General features: G+C 71.5%; 16 protein-coding genes. 4 read left to right on the top strand and 12 right to left on the bottom strand.

Going from position 1 to position 16,611, the window contains the following annotated elements:
• Positions 1 to 95 precede the first annotated feature (95 nt).
• From phnE to AC07EQ_RS10840, 10 genes are all read right to left on the bottom strand, one after another.
• Positions 96 to 1,838 carry a phosphonate ABC transporter, permease protein PhnE gene (gene phnE / locus AC07EQ_RS10885; RefSeq protein WP_478387814.1) on the bottom strand — a complete coding sequence of 581 codons (1,743 nt, stop codon included), beginning with the start codon at positions 1,836 to 1,838 and terminating at the stop codon, positions 96 to 98.
• Positions 1,839 to 1,843: 5 nt separating this feature from the next.
• Positions 1,844 to 2,611 carry a phosphonate ABC transporter ATP-binding protein gene (gene phnC / locus AC07EQ_RS10880; RefSeq protein ID WP_478387813.1) on the bottom strand — a complete coding sequence of 256 codons (768 nt, stop codon included), beginning with the start codon at positions 2,609 to 2,611 and terminating at the stop codon, positions 1,844 to 1,846.
• On the bottom strand, positions 2,602 to 3,516 hold the full coding sequence (locus AC07EQ_RS10875; RefSeq protein WP_478387812.1) for a phosphate/phosphite/phosphonate ABC transporter substrate-binding protein: 915 nt from the start codon (positions 3,514 to 3,516) through the stop codon (positions 2,602 to 2,604). The genes phnC and AC07EQ_RS10875 overlap by 10 nt, the downstream gene beginning before the upstream one ends.
• Positions 3,513 to 4,202 carry a phosphonatase-like hydrolase gene (locus tag AC07EQ_RS10870; protein ID WP_478387811.1) on the bottom strand — a complete coding sequence of 230 codons (690 nt, stop codon included), beginning with the start codon at positions 4,200 to 4,202 and terminating at the stop codon, positions 3,513 to 3,515. Before AC07EQ_RS10870 ends, AC07EQ_RS10875 begins: the two co-directional genes overlap by 4 nt.
• Positions 4,199 to 5,317 (bottom strand): TIGR03364 family FAD-dependent oxidoreductase, encoded by a 1,119-nt coding sequence (locus tag AC07EQ_RS10865; RefSeq protein ID WP_478387810.1) that lies wholly within the window; start codon positions 5,315 to 5,317, stop codon positions 4,199 to 4,201. The genes AC07EQ_RS10870 and AC07EQ_RS10865 overlap by 4 nt, the downstream gene beginning before the upstream one ends.
• 299 nt (positions 5,318 to 5,616) lie before the next feature.
• Positions 5,617 to 6,372, bottom strand: coding sequence for a GntR family transcriptional regulator (locus AC07EQ_RS10860; protein WP_358498903.1), 756 nt, complete (start codon positions 6,370 to 6,372; stop codon positions 5,617 to 5,619).
• Between the two features lie 21 nt (positions 6,373 to 6,393).
• Positions 6,394 to 6,687: a DUF3017 domain-containing protein gene (locus AC07EQ_RS10855; RefSeq protein ID WP_478387809.1), complete on the bottom strand. Its 294-nt coding sequence runs from the start codon at positions 6,685 to 6,687 to the stop codon at positions 6,394 to 6,396.
• 92 nt (positions 6,688 to 6,779) lie between these two features.
• Positions 6,780 to 7,631, bottom strand: coding sequence for a bifunctional methylenetetrahydrofolate dehydrogenase/methenyltetrahydrofolate cyclohydrolase (locus tag AC07EQ_RS10850; RefSeq protein WP_478387808.1), 852 nt, complete (start codon positions 7,629 to 7,631; stop codon positions 6,780 to 6,782).
• A 6-nt stretch (positions 7,632 to 7,637) separates the two neighbouring features.
• Positions 7,638 to 8,630 carry a DMT family transporter gene (locus AC07EQ_RS10845; protein ID WP_478387807.1) on the bottom strand — a complete coding sequence of 331 codons (993 nt, stop codon included), beginning with the start codon at positions 8,628 to 8,630 and terminating at the stop codon, positions 7,638 to 7,640.
• Entirely contained in the window at positions 8,627 to 9,865 is a 1,239-nt protein-coding gene (locus tag AC07EQ_RS10840; protein ID WP_478387806.1) for an MFS transporter, read from the bottom strand. The genes AC07EQ_RS10845 and AC07EQ_RS10840 overlap by 4 nt, the downstream gene beginning before the upstream one ends.
• Before the next feature lie 296 nt (positions 9,866 to 10,161).
• On the opposite strand from AC07EQ_RS10840, the gene AC07EQ_RS10835 reads away from it, so the two are divergent.
• Positions 10,162 to 12,684, top strand: coding sequence for a TNT domain-containing protein (locus tag AC07EQ_RS10835; RefSeq protein WP_478387805.1), 2,523 nt, complete (start codon positions 10,162 to 10,164; stop codon positions 12,682 to 12,684).
• A gap of 262 nt (positions 12,685 to 12,946) precedes the next feature.
• Here the strand turns inward: AC07EQ_RS10835 and AC07EQ_RS10830 are convergent, their stop codons facing one another.
• Positions 12,947 to 13,537 (bottom strand): pentapeptide repeat-containing protein, encoded by a 591-nt coding sequence (locus tag AC07EQ_RS10830; protein WP_478387804.1) that lies wholly within the window; start codon positions 13,535 to 13,537, stop codon positions 12,947 to 12,949.
• A 43-nt stretch (positions 13,538 to 13,580) separates the two neighbouring features.
• On the opposite strand from AC07EQ_RS10830, the gene AC07EQ_RS10825 reads away from it, so the two are divergent.
• Positions 13,581 to 13,931, top strand: coding sequence for a VOC family protein (locus AC07EQ_RS10825; RefSeq protein ID WP_478387803.1), 351 nt, complete (start codon positions 13,581 to 13,583; stop codon positions 13,929 to 13,931).
• A gap of 84 nt (positions 13,932 to 14,015) precedes the next feature.
• On the top strand, positions 14,016 to 14,714 hold the full coding sequence (locus tag AC07EQ_RS10820) for a class I SAM-dependent methyltransferase (protein WP_478387802.1): 699 nt from the start codon (positions 14,016 to 14,018) through the stop codon (positions 14,712 to 14,714).
• A 4-nt stretch (positions 14,715 to 14,718) separates the two neighbouring features.
• On the opposite strand, the gene AC07EQ_RS10815 is transcribed toward AC07EQ_RS10820, so the two are convergent.
• Entirely contained in the window at positions 14,719 to 15,180 is a 462-nt protein-coding gene (locus AC07EQ_RS10815; RefSeq protein ID WP_029536194.1) for a universal stress protein, read from the bottom strand.
• Between the two features lie 57 nt (positions 15,181 to 15,237).
• Here AC07EQ_RS10815 and AC07EQ_RS10810 point away from each other — a divergent pair, with 57 nt between their 5' ends.
• Positions 15,238 to 16,515, top strand: a complete 1,278-nt coding sequence (locus AC07EQ_RS10810) for an ArgE/DapE family deacylase (RefSeq protein WP_478387801.1) — start codon at positions 15,238 to 15,240, stop codon at positions 16,513 to 16,515.
• Positions 16,516 to 16,611: the final 96 nt, after the last annotated feature.

Raw genomic sequence — 16,611 nt, 5'->3', positions numbered from 1 at the left:
ACTCGTTTTTGTTGTGTGTTTGTTCGACACTCGAAGGGAAAGTGGACGGTCCGATTTCCATTGAAATTGCGGACCAACACCCGGATGGGGAACCCTCAGACGTGGAGGACCTTGCGGAGCCAGAGGGCCAGCAGTTCGACGAGCACGACGACCGCGAAGGTGAGCAGCAGAACCGTTGTGACCACGCCGAATTCCAGGACCCGCGAGGCGTTCAGCAGGTAGTAGCCGATGCCGCCCGCGCCGACCAGTCCCAGCAGCGTCGCCGAGCGCAGGTTCGTGTCCAGCTGGTACAGGACGTGCGCCACGAACGCCGGAGCCGCCTGCGGCACCGTCGCCGCGAAGAACACCTGCAGCCGGTTCGCCCCGGTCGCGCGCAGCGCCTGCTCGCGACCGCGATCCACCTCCTCCAGCGAATCCGCGACGAGCTTCCCCAGCAGGCCCACCGATCCGACGCCCAGCGCGAACGCGCCCGCGACCGCGCCCAGACCGGTGATCACCACGAACACGATGGCCAGCACCAGCTCCGGCACCCCGCGAACCGCGAGCACCACGCCGCGGAAGAACTTCGCCACCGCCGGGCTCGGCGCCACGTTCGCCGCCGCCAGCGCGCCGATCGGCAGCGCCAGCACCGCGCCGATCAGGGTCGCGGCCAACGCGATCTGGACGGTCACCAGCAGCTCGGCCAGCAGCTCGCCGAGGATGCCACCGGTTTCCGGCGGCCAGAACAGCGCCAGCGTCGGGCCGAAGTCGGTGATCGCCCGCTCGAACTGGGCGAACGAGATGTCGGCGCCCCAGATCGACGCGGCCACGATCAGGGCGGTCAGCAGCCAGTAGCCGGCGCGCCGCAGCCGGGCCGCCGTCCACTGAGGACTGATCGGTGGTCGTGAGCGCTCGTTCCGGTGCGAACCGGCATGCCCCGCGCCCCGCTGAACCGGCACCTGCACGCCGAGCTTCCGTCCGGTCAGCGCCGCGAGCACGCCGGTCTTCCGTCCGCGCTCCTCGCGCACGCCCAGCAACGCCTGGCGGATCGAGCCGGACACGATCTCGACCAGCACGCACAGCAGGAACACCACCGACGCCAACGCCATCCCCCGCTGGTAGTCGAGGGTGCGCAGCGAATCCGCGATCGCCTGCCCGAGCCCGCCGACGCCGACGAAGCCGAGCACCACCGACACCCGCAGGTTGATGTCCAGCCGGTGCAGCGAGGTCGCCACGAACGACGGCAGCACCTGCGGCAGGACGCCGCTGACCAGCTGTTGCAACCGGGTGCCGCCGGCCGCGCGGATCGCGGTGCGCGGCCCCTCGTCGACCTGCTCGATGGCGTCCGCGTACAGCTTGCCGATCATGCCGACCGAGTGCAGGCCCATGGCGAGCACACCGGTCAGCCCGCCGAAGCCGAACATCCGGAAGAACGCGATAGCCAGCACCACGTCCGGGACCGCGCGGGCCACCACGATCACCACGCGCGCGCCGAGCCGGCCGGCTCCGCCGAGCGTGGTGTTGCGCGCCGCCAGGACCGCCACCGGCACGCTGATCAGCGACGCGACCAGTGTCGCGCAGACCACGATCGCCAGCGTCTGCCCGGCCAGGCCGAGCAGTTCGCCGGTCGGCGGGAAGTCCAGCGGCAGCGTGCGGGCCGCGAAGTCCGCCGCGTTGCCGAATCCGTCCACAATGGTCGCCAGGTTCAGCCGCAGGTCGCTGAACGCCCAGATCGCGGCGCCCAGCAGGGCGAGCACGACCAGTGCCGCCGCCGCGCCCTCCGGGCGGGGCCGGGCCAGCGTCCGGCGGCGCGGCGCCACCCCGGCCCGGCGGGCCGGCGCTTCTGCTGTCGTGGTCACGGAATTCACCCCGCCGTCGCGAGCTCGGCCGATCCGACCTTGGCGTAGATCCCCATCGCCGCGTCCCGGCTCAACCCGTCGACCGGGGTGTCCAGCACGACGCTCCCGAAGCGCAGCCCGACGATCCGGTGCCCCCAGCTCAACGCCAGGTCGACCTGGTGCAGGCTGCAGAGCACGGTGAGCCCGTCCTCCCGGCCGATCTCCGCGATCAGGTTCATCACCTGCGCCGCCGAGTCCGGGTCCAGCGACGCGACCGGCTCGTCCGCGAGCAGGACCTCCGGCTTCTGCAACAGCGCCCGCGCCACCGCGACACGCTGCTGCTGCCCGCCGGAGAGGGTGTCCGCGCGCTGCAACGCCTGGTCAGTGAGGCCGACCCGCTCCAGCTGCTCCATCGCTGCGTAGCGGATCCGCTTCGGGTAGGCGACGAGCCCGAGCCGCGGGCCGCGCAGGCTGCCCAGCGCGCCCGTGCACACGTTCTCCAGCACCGTCAGCGATCCGACGAGGTGGAACTGCTGGAACACGAACCCGACCCGGCGGCGCAGCGCTCGCAGGCCGGATCCGCGCAGCGAGCCGACGTCCTCGCCGAGCACGCGGACGCTTCCGGAGGTCGGGCGCTGCAGCCCGTCCACGTGGCGCAGCAGGGTGGACTTTCCCGATCCGGAAAGCCCGAGCAGGACGACGACCTCGCCCCGCTCCACGTCGAGTGACACCTCGTCCAGCGCCCGAACGCTGCCGAAAGACTTGCCGACCCGGTCGAAGGCGATCACTGGCATTGCTCGTCCTTGGTCACGTCGCAGACCTCGCGGATGCCGTTGTAGAAGGCGTCGTCGACCGGGGCGAACCCGTACCCGTCGACGTCGCCGATCTTGCACTCCCCGGTGCAGAACCCATTGGCGCGCAGGTAATCGCTGTTGGCCTTGTCCCGCAGCGCGGCGGTGATCTTCTCCTTCAGCGCCGGGTCCAGGTCGTCGGAGATGGCGACCGGGTCGCCGGGGATCACCACCGACTTCCACACCGCGGTCAGCTGGCCGGGCTGCAGCTGGCCCTTCTCGACCAGCTGCCGGTCGACCATGCTGTCGTAGGCGAACCCTGCGTCGCAGTCGCCCTTGGCGACGGCGATCGCGGAGGCGTCGTGGCCGCCGGCGAAGACCGGCTGCACGTCGGTGTCCGGGTTGATGCCCGCCTGCAGCAGGCCCGCCTTCGGGTACAGGTAGCCGGAGGTCGAGGTCGGGTCGACGAAGCAGACCTTCTTGCCGCGGAAGTCGGCCAGCGACGTGATCCCGCTGCCCGGGCGGGTGATCGCGTAGGAGCGGTAGCCGGGCTGCTCGCCCTTCGCCTCCACCTGGCCGGCGACCGCGTTCGCGGGCACGCCCTGCTTCTTGGCCAGCACGTAGGAGAACGGGCCGTACTTCGCGATGTCGATCTTCCCGGCGCGCTGGCCCTCGATGATCGCGGCGTAGTCGGTGGCCTTCTGGAAGGTGATCTTCTTGCCGGTCTCCTTGGCCAGCAGGTCCAGCACCGGCTGGTAGTCCTGCTGCAGGCCGGCCGATTCCTCGGACGGGATGGCGGCGAACACGAGCTCGTCGGACTCGCCGCCCTGCTCGGCCGCGCTCGGCCCGCACGCCGAGAGCAGGCCCAGCGCGGCGAGTCCGACGACCAGTCGGCTGATGCGTTTCACGGCAGATCTTCCTTTGCTGGCAGTACGAGTTCGGGGAGGTCGCGGACGGATTCGAGGACGTGGGTGGCACCGGCTTCGGTGAACGCGGCGCGGTCGTGCGCGCCGGTGAGCACGCCCGCGACGATCGACGCCCCGGCGCGCAGGCCGGAACGCACGTCGTACGCGGTGTCGCCGGCGGTGGCGACCTCGCGCACGTCGTCGATGCCCAGCCGCAGCAGGGCGGTGAGCACCATGTCGGGGTACGGCCGGCCGCGGCCGGCCTGCGCCGGGGTCAGGGTCAGATCGGTCAGCCCGCCCCAGCCCAGCGCGTCGAGGATCTGGCGCTGCGTCGTCTCGGAGAAACCGGTGGTCAGGGCGACCTTGATGCCGTTGTCGCGCAGTCGCCGGATCGCCGCCTCGGCGCCGTCGATCTCCCGGCAGTCGCCGTCCGCGACGCGTTCGGCGTACGCCCGCTCGAAGGTCTGGTTCGCCCGCTGCGCGAGGTCTTCGTCGCCGCTCAGCAGATGCCGGAAGACGGTGATCTTCGATTCGCCCATGGTGCGGCGGACGTAGTCGAGCATGCCCGGGAACGCGGCGTCGTCCTCGGCGACGCCGGCCTCGCCGATCGCCTGCGTGAACGCCCGCTCGACCAGGCCGTCGTCGGCCACCGTCGTGCCGGCCATGTCCAGCACTACCAGCTTGATCATGCGTCGATCTCCTTCCAGGTGTCGGCGGCGATCGCCGGGGAACAGGTCATGCCGCGCCCGCCGGGGCCGGTCACCAGCCAGACGCCGGGGAGCACCTGCTCGCGGTGCACGACGCCCGACTTGTCCGCGGTCTGCGCGTAAACCCCGGCCCAGCGGCGCGCGATCCGCGGCAGCGGGCGGCCGAGCAGTTCCTCGGCGCGCTGCTCGAGGTGCTCGTAGGGATCTTCGTGAACGTCGAACGCGAACGGCGCGTCGTACTCGTGGGTGTCGCCGATGGTGAGTCCACCGTGGACTCGTTGCACCATCAGCAGCTGCATGCCGTTGTCCGCGGCCACCTGCGGCTGCGGCTCGGCGGCGTTGAGCGCGTCCAGCGCCGCGCCGCGATAGCCGGGGTAGTAGCGCATGCTGTCGCCGTCGGCGATCGAGGTCGTCAGGGTTTCGCCGAGCGGATCGGTCTGCATCATCTGCAGCCGGACCCGGCGAACCGGCAGCTCCGGCCGCAATTCCCGGACCAGACCGCCGAGGGCCGCGCCGGTGCAGAGGACCACGACGTCGGCTTCGTGCCGCTCGCCGGTGTCGTCCCGCGCCCAGCTCTCGCCGACGTCGCGAACCTCGCGACCGGGCAGCCAGGAGTAGCGGCCGGTCTTGGCGAGGTGTGCGCGCAGCGCGGGCTGCGCGGTCCGCGGCTCGACGGCGCCGTCCTGCTCGCACCACAACGCGGCCAGCATCTCGCCGCGCAGCGCCGGGTTCAGCGTCCTCGCCTCGGCCGGATCCAGCAGCTTCGTGCCGCGCTCGGCGGCGTCCGGGCGGGCGACGAACTCCTCCGCCACCGCCAGCTCGGCCGGCGTCCGGAGCACGGTCAGCGAGCCGTTGCCGCGGAAGCCGAGCTCCGGCACGTCCGCGGCGATGCGCTCCCAGTCCTGGCGGGCGCGCATCGCGACCGCCAGGTCCGGGCCGGCTTCCCGGCCGCTGACCCAGATCAGCCCGAAGTTCCGGACCGAGGCACCGCGAGCCTCGGCCTCCCGCTCCAGGTGCACCACTTCATGGCCCCGTTCCAGGGCTCGCAGCGCGTGCATGGTGCCCAGCACGCCGCCGCCAACAATCAGGACTCGCACGGCGCAAACACTCGCGGCCGACGACGAATAGCCAGTGCAGGCGCGGCGAACCCAAGGTGAACACCACCAGAAGGACTAGATCAGTTATCTGTTCGTTACCAAAGGCCGCGCCGGACCAGAGATCGCCCAATTTTAGGCAAAATTGGAATCCCCTTTGTCCGGATCTGGGCGCCAGTGTGCCCAATTTTAGGCAAAATTGGGAGACCACTCGCAGGAGCACCTCGCGACCGGAAGTTCCCGATTTCAGGCAAAATTGCGAGGTCCTCGCCGAGGCCGGCAGCGGTGCCCGCGAGAGGAGTTCAGTCGCGGAGGCGGGTGACGAGGCTGAAGCGGTCGCCGCGGAACAGGGAGCGGACCCGCTCGATCGGCTCACCGTCCGGAGTCCACGAGCACCGGTGCAGCAGGATCATCGGCGTCGCCGGGTTGGTGCCGATCAGCAGCGCCTCACGCGGCGTCGCGAGCACCGTCTCGATGCGCTCCTCGGCTTCGCCGAACCGCACGCCCAGCTTCTCCTGCAGGAACGCGTACAGCGAACCGGTCGGGTCGAACTCCCCCAGCAACTCCGGAAAGCGCTGCTTCGGCAGGTAGCTCGATTCCAGCCCGACCCGCTCGCCATCGGCCATCAGCACCCGCTCCAGGTGCACCACCTCGGCCCCCGGCGCCAGGCCGAGATCCGCCGCCAAGCGCGGATCCGCCGACCGCGACTCGACGGTGATCACCGTCCGGCCGGGCTCCTTGCCCTGCGCCCGGACGCCCTCGGTGTAGCTGGCCAGCGCCAGCGGCTGCACGATCTTCGGCGGCGCCACGACGGTCCGGCTGCCCTGCCGGCGGATCAGCCGGCCTTCGAGCACCAGCTCGGTGACGGCCTGCCGCAGCGTCACCCGCGAGACTCCGCACCGCTCCGCGAGTTCCCGCTCCGCGGGCAGCGCGGCTCCCTCTCCGAGCTCCTCGACCAGTTCGAGCAGCTCGATCTTCGCCGCGTAGTAGCGCGGAATCCGGCCGTGTTCCGGGATTCCGGAACGAACCGGCTCATCCGCCCGGTGATCGATGCGCACGACGGGGAACCCTACGGGTCCTCAGCCCAGCAGTCCGCCCTTGATGGTCATCGCCACTGCGATGATCATCAAGCCGAACCCGCTGTAGACGAGGACGTCCACGGCCCGGCTGCGGATCGTCAGCAGCCCCGTCCGCTCCGGCGGGATCACGGCGCGCATCGCCGCCGCGAGCAGCAGCGCGACACCGAGCAGCACCGGACCCTTTCGCCAGTGCCCCAGCGAGATCAGGAGCAACCCGAGCAGCCCGAGCAGCAGCACCAGGCCGAACGGCACGTGCACCGACAGGCGCGACCTGCCGTCGAACCGTTCGCTCACGCCGTTCCTCCCATCGTCGTGCCGTCTGCGGCCGGACCCCGCAATTTCAATGGAAATCGAAGATCCGATTTCCATTGAAATTGCGGCCCGGATCAGCCGGCGTTGCGCTCCGCGGCCTCGACGACGTTGGTCAGCAGCATCGCGCGGGTCATCGGGCCCACCCCGCCCGGGTTGGGCGACACGAAACCGGCGACCTGCACGACGTCCGGGTGCACGTCCCCGGCCAGCCCGGCATCGGTGCGGCTCACGCCGACGTCCAGCACCGCCGCGCCCGGCTTCACCATGTCGGCCGTGATCAGGTGCGGCTTGCCGGCCGCCGCGATGACGACGTCCGCGCGGCGCACCTCCTCGGCGAGGTCCCTGGTGCCGGTGTGGCAGAGCGTGACGGTGGCGTTCTCGCTGCGCCGGGTGAGCAGCAGGCCGATCGGGCGGCCGACCGTGATGCCGCGGCCGACGACGGCGACCTGCGCGCCGTTCAGCGGCACGTCGTAGCGGCGCAGCAGCTCGATGATGCCGCGCGGCGTGCACGGCAGCGGCGCCTCCTCGCCGAGCACCAGGCGCCCCAGGCTGATCGGGTGCAGCCCGTCCGCGTCCTTCTCCGGCGCGATGCGCTCCAGCAGCGGGCCCGCGTCGAGGTGCTTGGGCAGCGGCAGCTGCACGATGTAGCCGGTGCAGTCCGGGTCGGCGTTGAGTTCGTCCAGCACCGCCTCGACGTCGGCCTGGCTGACGTCGGCGGGCAGGTCCTTGCGGATCGACTTGATGCCGACCTTGGCGCAGTCGTTGTGCTTGGCGCGCACGTAAGACTGCGAACCCGGGTCATCGCCGACCAGCACCGTGGCCAGCCCGGGGGCGTGCCCCTGCTCGATGAGCCGGGCGACCCGCGGCCGCAGCTCGTCGAAAATCGCGTCCTTGGTGGCCTTGCCGTCCAGAATCGTCGCGCTCACGGCTGTTCATCGTGGCAGACGGCGCCCGGCGCGTCCCGGCCGGTCCGGCAATGCCGCCACGCCGACGGCGACGAGCGTGAGCAGCACGCCGAGCACAGTGAACGCCGGGATGCCCGTCCCGGCGGCCGGGGCGAACACGTCGAGCAGCAGCGCGCCGACCAGCTGGCCGGCGATCATGCCGAGGCTGAGCACCAGCACGCCGGTGAAGCGCACCAGCGCTACCGAGCCGCCGATCACGAAGATCCCCAGGAAACCGCCGGTGTAGAGCCACGGCTCCGCCGGGAAGTGCGGGAGGCCGCGCGGCGCCACCTCGACCGCGAAGGCCACCGCGAGGGCCGTCATCCCGATGCCGAAGTTGAACGTGGCCGCGAACACCGCCGAGTCGGCCGCCTGCTTCATCCGGCCGTTCACCGCCGCCTGCCAGCCGAGGCCGATCCCGGCCAGCGCAGGCAGCAGCACCAGCCAGCTGGCCTCGCCGCTACCCAGCTTCGCGGACACCGCGATCACCACCGCCACCACGGTGAGTCCCGCTCCCAGCAGCCGCGCGGGCGTCACGCGCTGCGGCCCGGCCGGGCCCAACCCGAGCCGGTCGACGACGAGCCCGCTGCTGACCTGCCCGGCCACCACCGCAACGGTGAACATCGCGACGCCGAGCGCGGCCGCCTCCATGCCCTGGGTGAACACCAGATATCCGCCGCACACGCCGCCGAGGCACTGCCACGGCCGCAACCCGCCCGGCCTGCGCAGCTCGGTGCGCAGATTCCGCCAGCCGCGCCTGGCCTGCGGGAACGCGAAGGTGGCGGCCAGGAGCACGACGAAACCGCCGAAGAACGAGATCAGCCCGGCCGCGATGCCGTCGTCCATCCGCACGCCGAGCGCGCCGTTGATCCGCGCCTGGATCGCGAGCAGCACCCCGACCCCGGCGGCGCCGGCCATTCCGAGGTTCCGTTCCCGGGTCTTCGGCCGGTCTTCCTGGTGTCGCAGCGCAGAAACAGTCACGTAGCCGCAGTCTGCTCCCTCTCCCGCAGCGCACGCGACGCCCGGGCGCTGTGATGTGCGACAAAGCCGAAGCCCACGAAGGCCAGTCCGGCCGCCCCCGCGGCGGCCCATGCCGGGCCGGAGAAGTCGAGCATCCAGCCCGCCATGGGCGAGGCGATCGCCCCGCCCAGCGTGGTGGCGCTGGTCAGCCAGCCGAACGCCTCGCTGCGCCGCTCGGCCGGCGCCAGGTCCGCGATCCGCCCGTTGCCGGCGGCCAGCGTCGGCGCGATCGCCGTGCCGCCGATCAGCAGGATCGCGCCGACCAGCCACGGCGACCCCGGATCGGCGATCGGCGGCAGCACCGGCACCAGCGCGGCCATTCCCAGCGCAGCCAGCAGAACCCGCAGCCAGAGCCTCGGGCGCGCCGCGAAGCCTCCGGACACAAGGCCACCGGCCAGCGAGCCGACCGCCCACACCATGGCCAACAGCCCCGCGAGCTCCGGCGCACCGCGCTCCCGGGCCCAGCCGACGAGCACCAGGTCGATCGAGATCAGGCCGCCCACCAGCGCGGCGTAGAACAGCAGCAACGACGTGAAGCCGCGCACCCGGAACAACGACCCCGCCCCGCGAGCGCCACTCGCGCTCTCCGCGGGCGCCTCGCGCAGCCCGGCGCGCAGCAAGGACGCCGCGAAGATGATCGATCCGAGAGCCGCCCAAGCCGCGCAGGCCAGCATCGCGACGACCGCGCCCCAGATCGCCACCACGAAGGTCGCCAGCATCGGCGCGACGACGAACAGCAGCTCCTGCAGCGTCGCCTCCACCGCGAAGGCCGCCTCCCGCGCCGGACCATCGGTCAGCCGCGGCCAGATCGCCCGGCCGATCTGGGTGATCGGCGGGTGCGACAGCCCGGTGAACACCGCCACGGGCAGGATCAGCCACCACTGCGCCGAATCCACCCAGCGGGTCACCAGGACCAGCGCCACCATTCCCAGCCCGGAGCCCAGACCGGTCACGACCAGCAGCTTCGGCGCCGAGCTGCGGTCGGCGGCCCGGCCGCGCAGCGGTCCGGCGATGGCCTGGCCGACCGTCACCATCATCCCGATGACGCCGCCGATGGCGTACGAGCCGGTCCAGTCGACGACGAGGAAAGCCAGCACCATCGCCAGCGCCGGCATGTGCAGGCGTCCCAGCAGGCTGAAAGCCATCAGGCTCGACGCATGCGGAACCGCCGCCAGGAGTCGGTAGGGACGAAGCACGTGCCTGACTCTGGCTTCTGGCACGCCCGTGCCGCTACCGAATTTCGTCGACCGTCCGCCGCCGACGTGGCGCCGCTGATCGATACACCTGGTGGTGTGATGTTCATCCGCCCGCCCAACAGGCAGGCTTTCGTGACGAGATCACCGCGCGCTGTGACAAGGATCTTGTGCGAGAGCACGTGTGCTGGATGAACAGCACCGAACTCGCACACAGCGCACATGGCCGCACCCGCGTCGAGTAGCGTCTTGGCGGGGTGGAGTCGGGTTGCCTCGTCGAGAGGGGGAGGATGTCACCCATGTCGCGTCCGACAGCGATCAGTCCGGAAGAGCAGGAGCAGATCGCCCGCAGGATCGGGGTTCTGCTGTTACAGGGCGCTCCCGAGGACTGGCAGGAGATCACGGTGGAGTACCGCGCCACCGGTGAGTACCACGACCTGCTGGGTGAGGTCGCCGCTCAGGACGGCAGCTCCCACCCCTGGGAGCCGCCGACCGAACTGCAGGAGATCTTCGAGCGCCTGCGCGAAGGCATGTACCGGCCCGATGTGGGCACCTGGCTCAGCGCCCTCTACGTCGTGGAGCGCCCGTCGAGCTACCGCATCGATATCAACTTCGATTCCGAACCGCAGTGGCACCGCCCGCTGCCGCGCGCCGCGTACGTCGACGAGCTGCGTCGCTACCCGCGCGCCGAGGAGAACATCCCGGACTGGATGCGGGACCGCTTCGACGGCCCCGCGCAGTCCCAGCCCGCCGAGCAGGCGGTCGCCGAGCCAGCAGTCGCCGAGGCGCAGGTCCCCGAACCGCCGGTGACCGAGGCACCGATCGTCGAGCCGCCGATCGCCGAGGCACCGGTCGTCGACCCGATCGAGCCCGAGACCCCGCCGGCCGCCGAACCCGCCGTCGCCGAAACGCCGATCCCGGAGCCGGGGATCGCCGAGCCGGCCGACGGATTCCAGGTCGCCAACGTCTTCGACGACTACGACGAGCAGGGCCGCCCGGTCGTCGCCGAGCGCGAGCCGATCCCGACCGAAGAAGTCGGGGCGCTGCGCCAGTACCTGGAGAACGCCCCGATCGTGCTCGCGTCCCGCGAGGACGAGGAGGACCAGCTCGACCCGGAGCGCACCGCGTCCGTGCCGGGCACCTGGCACACCGACGGCACCTGGCTGTGGCCGGGCGCCACCGCCTTCTACCTGACGCAGTACGGGGTCCCGCCGGAAGCCGAGCTCGTCGAGCACATCCGCCGGCGAGCCTTCCAGCTGCCCGAGGTCGACGAGGCCACCCGCGACGCGGCCGTCAGCGAGCTGCTCGACCAGCCCGCCGACGACCTCGACGGTGAGCTCGACCGCGAGCCGCAGGACTACGCCGAGCCCGCGGACGAGCCGGAACCCGACTTCGACGACGAGGCCGGCGAGGCGCTCGCCGAGCCCGAGCCGTCGGGCGGATCCCGGCACGTGCTCGACGAGACCGACGCACCGGACACCCAGGAAGTGCTGGCCAAGCTGCACGACCGGCTCACCGACCACCAGGTGGACGGCCGCGGCTACCGCATCGGCAGCCACAGCCCGGACGCCCGCTGCCTGCTGGAGGACGGGGCCGACTGGGTCGTCACCGCCGGCTCCGACGACGGTGAGGACGTCCGGTTCGCCCGCGTCGACCACGCCGCGGCGTACCTGCTGGGCAGCCTCCTGATGGACCGGCCCGCGCCGATGCAGGTCGACGCGGCTGCGCCGCCGGCCGATCTGCCGGAGCGTGCCACGCCGGACTTGCCGCAGCAGTCGCCGGAAGCCGCTGATCTGCCGCAGCGTTCGGCACCGGAAATGCCCGACCTGCCACAGCGCTCGGCACCGGAAGTGCCCGACCTCCCGCAGCGCTCCGCAGAAGTGGCCGACCTGCCGCAGCGGGCGGCGGCGGAGGTCACTGATCTCCCGCAGCGCTCCGCAGAGGTGACCGACCTGCCGCAGCGGGCGGCGGCGGAAGTGCCCGACTTGCCGCAGCGTTCGGCACCGGAACCGGATCACGGTGGGGCGAACCCGCTGTTCACCGCGAACCAGGACCCGGCGGGCGGACCGCAAGAACCGCCGCTGGACACCGCCGCGCAGGCGGGCGAAGAGGCCACCCGCTTCCAGCCCGCACCGCGCCTGGACCGGCCCGCGCCGCCGCAGTCGGCGCCGGCGGCTCCGCCGTCGCCGCCGGTCGGTCAGCCCGTGCAGCCGCCGGCCGGCGGTCCGGGCGCACCGCCGCCACTGCCGAAGCGCCAGCCGCGCCGGGAAAGCGGAGCGCCGGTGCCCCAGGCCGGACCCGCACAGGGGCCGGTCGGCGGCGCGGAGCGGCGTCCTGGTCCCGGTGGGCCGGGCATGGCGGGGCCGCCCCGGCAGGGGCCGCCGCGTCCGCCGCAGGGCGGTCAGCCGGGTCAGCCGCAAGGCGGTCAGCCCGGTCCCCAGCCGCCGGGTGGTCAGCCGCAGGGTGGTCAGCAGATCCAGCCGCTCAGCGGTGAGCCGCCGCTGACGCTGTACCGGGATCGCCGGGTCGTGATGCTGCAGCCGGGCACCGAACTGGACCGGTTCGGTGAGCCGAACGGCAACGTCACCTACGCGATCCGCACGCCGTACACGCACCGTTCGCTGCCGCCGCAGTGGTCGAACCGCTCGTACTTCGCGTACCGGGTGCAGCGGCCGATCCAGGCGCTGCGCGGCACTGCGGTGCCGTGGTTCGAACAGCCCGGCGGTGGCACGGCGTTCGTGCTCCCGACGACGATCGGCGACCTGCTCGCGGACGGCACCCTGGCCGAAATGCCGGCCAACGACCGCCCGCCCATGGAATAACCGATCCAGCTCAGCGCGAAGGGCGCCTGCAACCGGCAACGTCGGTCACAGGCGCCCTTCGCTCATTCCGGCCCACTTCTCGGCGGCAACAGGAATTCTCCTTGCCACGGCAGGCTTTTCGCTTCAAGGCGGCTTGCTCGTCGGGCTCGATCGCAGCATTCGACAGCCCGATGCGGGCAGCACCTACCAAGCACCGAGACAGGTTTCCCTTTCAGGTCAACGAGTTCCGTCGAGCTTCGCGTCGTGCGCGCCGCACGGCCGGTCAGTCGACGCGGAGGCCGTGGGCTGCGGCGAACGCGAGTGCCGTCATCGTGTCGATCCGGGCGCCCCAGAGCTTCGCCTGCACCAAGGCATCGGCATCGATCCGGGCGTCACGCAGGTCTGCATCGTCCAGCCTGGTACCGAGCATGCGCGCGCCCGTGAAGTCCGCCTCGCGGAGATCGCAGCGGCGCAGATCGCATTCGACGAGATTGGCTTCCCGGAACCGGATTCCGCGCAGGTCCAAGCCGCGCAGGTCCGCCTTGCCCATGCCGACCAGCGTCAGATCCGTCTCGCGCAAGGTCCAGGCGCGCAGGCGGCAGTCCACGAAGCTCGAACCGAGCAGGGTGCATCCGTCCATGGTGGACTTGCCGAACACGGTGCGCTCGAACTTGCACGACCGGAACGCCGTCGCGACGTGCTTGGAACCGTTGAGATCGGTGCCGGTGAAGACGCAGTCGGAGAACACGCAGTTGCGGGTGCTCAGGCCCGTCAGGTCGGCGTCGGTGAAGTCGCAGCGCTCGAAGGTCCGGCCCTCCCACTGCTCGTCCGTCAGCACCGCGTCCTGGAAATCCTCGCCGACCAAGCTCGTCATGACTCCTAGAGTGGCACGTGACACCGACCCTCCTGGAGGCACCATGCGCGTGCGCCGAGTCGTACCCAACATCCGCGCCGACGACCTCTCGGCCACCCGCGAGTTCTACGTCGACATCCTGGGCTTCCAGGTCGTTATGGACCTCGGCTGGATCGTCACCGTGAGCGCCCCCGACGATCCGCAGCGCCAGATCAGCATCATGGGCGAAGACGCCACGGCTCCGACGCACCCGGACATCTCCGTCGAAGTCGACGACGTCGACGCGGCGCACGAGGAAGCCCTGCGGCGGGGTCACGAGATCGTGCACCCGCTGACCGACGAGCCGTGGGGCGTCCGCCGCTTCTTCTGCCGCGACCCCAGCGGAACGGTGGTCAACATCCTGTCCCACCGGTGAGCATTAATAGCCGATCGTCGCGAACGAAATAGTCCGTGGCGCCCCGCCGTGGGTTCTGACAGCCTGCGCCGGGTGAATCCGATAGTGCTCGCACATGCTGACCTCGACTTCAACGCACCGATGTCGGACACCCGCGCCGAAGAACTCATCGGCGCGCTGGCGCCGTTGGACTCCGCCGAGGTCGTCGATCTCGGCTGCGGATGGGCGGAGCTGCTGCTGCGACTGCTCGAAGCGGAGCCGAGCGCGACCGGTATCGGCATCGACACCACCGACGAAGAACTGTCCCGGGGCCGTCGCAACGCCGAGGCTCGCGGCGTGGCCGAGCGGGTGCGGCTGGTGCAAGGCGACGCCGGCAGCTGGGACGGAACCGCTGACGTGGCGATCTCGATCGGCAGCAGCCACGCGTGGGGCGGCACCGGGCAGGCACTCGAAGCGATCCGGCCGCGACTGCGGCGCGGCGGCCGACTGCTCTTGGGCGAGGCCTTCCGGGACACCGCGTCGATGCGGAACGACCTCGACGTGGACCGGTCGCTCGCCGAACTGGTCGAGCTCACCGAGGAATGCGGATTCCGCATGCTGCGGCTGGCCACCGCCGGCACCGACGAGTGGGACAGCTTCGAATCCCGCTGGTGCGGCGCCTTGGAGAAGTGGCTGCTGGACAACCCCACCGCGGCCGGACGCGACGAAGTCCGCGCCCTGGCCGACGAGCACCGCACCAGGTGGCTGCGCGGATACCGCGGCCTGGTCGGCTTCGCCTACCTCGTGCTGACCCCGGGCTCGTGAGAGCTCAAGGCACGACGACGACCGGCCGGACCGCCTCGACCACCAGTGTCGCCGGCACGGTGCCGAGCAGGCCGCCGCGCCGGCGGGACCGGCCGACCACGATCAGATCCGCCCGGTACTGCTCGGCGACCTGCTCCAGGCCGACGGCCGGATCGCCGCGGTGGTGCACGAAGTCCCAATCGATGTCCACCCACTTCAAGTGGGACACGACTTCCTTCTTCAGCTCCTCGACCAGGCTCTCGGCCGCCTCGCTGGCCACGGCTACGCCCATCGGCGACCAGTAGGCGACGCCGCCCACCGCCTCGACGTAGACCAGCACCAGGCGGGCACGCTCCCGCCTGGCCAGGCCGGCCGCCCACGCCGCGGCGTGGAAGCTCGCCGGGCTGCCGTCCATGCCCACGACGATGCCGCCCAGTCCGTCCTTGCCGATCTCGAATTCCCGCTCGGTCTTGTCGCCTTCGGCCACGCGGAGATGGTAGTGGGCGCGCGTCGAGCCGGTGGACGCATACGACACACTCGAAACGTGAACGGCGCGCATACCCCCTCCGACCTCGAACGTCGTGTGCTCGACGCGGTGGACGTGAACGGGATTCTGGACGACCTGCGAGACCTCGTCGCGATCCCCAGCGTCGGCGGCACCAGCGGCGAACACGACGCCCAGCAGTGGTGCGCCGACAAGCTCGGCTCGCTGGGGCACCGGGTGGACCACTGGCGCATCGACGTCGCCGCCCTCTCCGAGGAGCCCGGCTTCCCCGGGCAGGAAGCCGACCGCGACGTCGCCTACGGCTGCGTCGGCGTGCACGGAGACGGCCCGGAGCCCGCGCTGATCTTCTGCGGGCACACGGACGTCGTCCCGCCCGGCGATCTCGACCGGTGGCCGGACCGCGACCCGTACGCACTGCGCGTCGCGGACGGCATCGCCGCCGGCCGGGGCACCTGCGACATGAAGGGCGGGCTGGCCGCGATCTTCGGTGCGCTGCAAGCCCTGCGCGCCGCCGGGATCCGGCTCGCCCGGCCGGTGGCCGTGCACACCGTCGTCGGCGAGGAAGACGGCGGCCTGGGGGCGTTCGCGACGCTCCAGCGAGGCCATCGCGGGGCCGCGTGCGTCCTGGCCGAGCCGAGCTCGGGCACGATCGTCGCCGCCAACGGCGGCTCCCTCACGTTCCGGCTCGAAGTCGCCGGGCAGAGCACCCACGGTTCCACCCGCTACCGCGGCGTGAGCGCGCTGGACAAGCTCGCCGCCCTGCTTCCGGCACTGCGCGAACTGGAGGCCCGCCGCAACGCCGACCCCGACCCGCTGGTGGCGCACCTGGAAGTGCCGTACCCGCTGTCGATCGGCATGGCGAGGGCCGGCGACTGGGCCAGCACGGTGCCGGATCTCGCGATCGCCGAAGGCCGCTACGGCGTGCGGCTCGACGAGTCGATCCCCGCCGCCAAGGCCGAGTTCGAAGCCGCCATCACACAGGCCTGCGCCGCCGACCCGTGGCTCTCGGAACGCCCGGTGCGGGTGAGGTGGCCCGGCGGGATGTTCGCCAGCGGACGGCTGCCCGAAGGACACCGGCTCCTCGCCGAAACCCAGGACGCCGCGGCAACAGCCGGAGCGTCCCGCCCAACCGCGGTGGGCGCCCCGTACGGAACCGACCTGCGGCTTTACGCGGCCGCCGGAGTTCCGACGCTCCAGTACGGGCCCGGAGACATCCGCTACGCACACGCGCACGACGAGCACGTCGCGATCGCGGAACTGGAACGGGCCGCGCGTGCCTACGCCCTGTTGGCGATCCGCCGCTGCGGCATCGTCTGATCACCCACCACGCCGCTCAGCGCACGATGGTCACGAAGCCGGCGCATTGCCGATTGCTGGTTCGTCATGCTGGCTAGACTGCTGTGTCACATCGAT

Source organism: Saccharopolyspora sp. NPDC045839 (genome assembly GCF_056431645.1).
The sequence above is the reverse complement of the archived record's forward strand: the minus strand, read 5'-3'. Positions and strand labels throughout refer to the sequence as shown.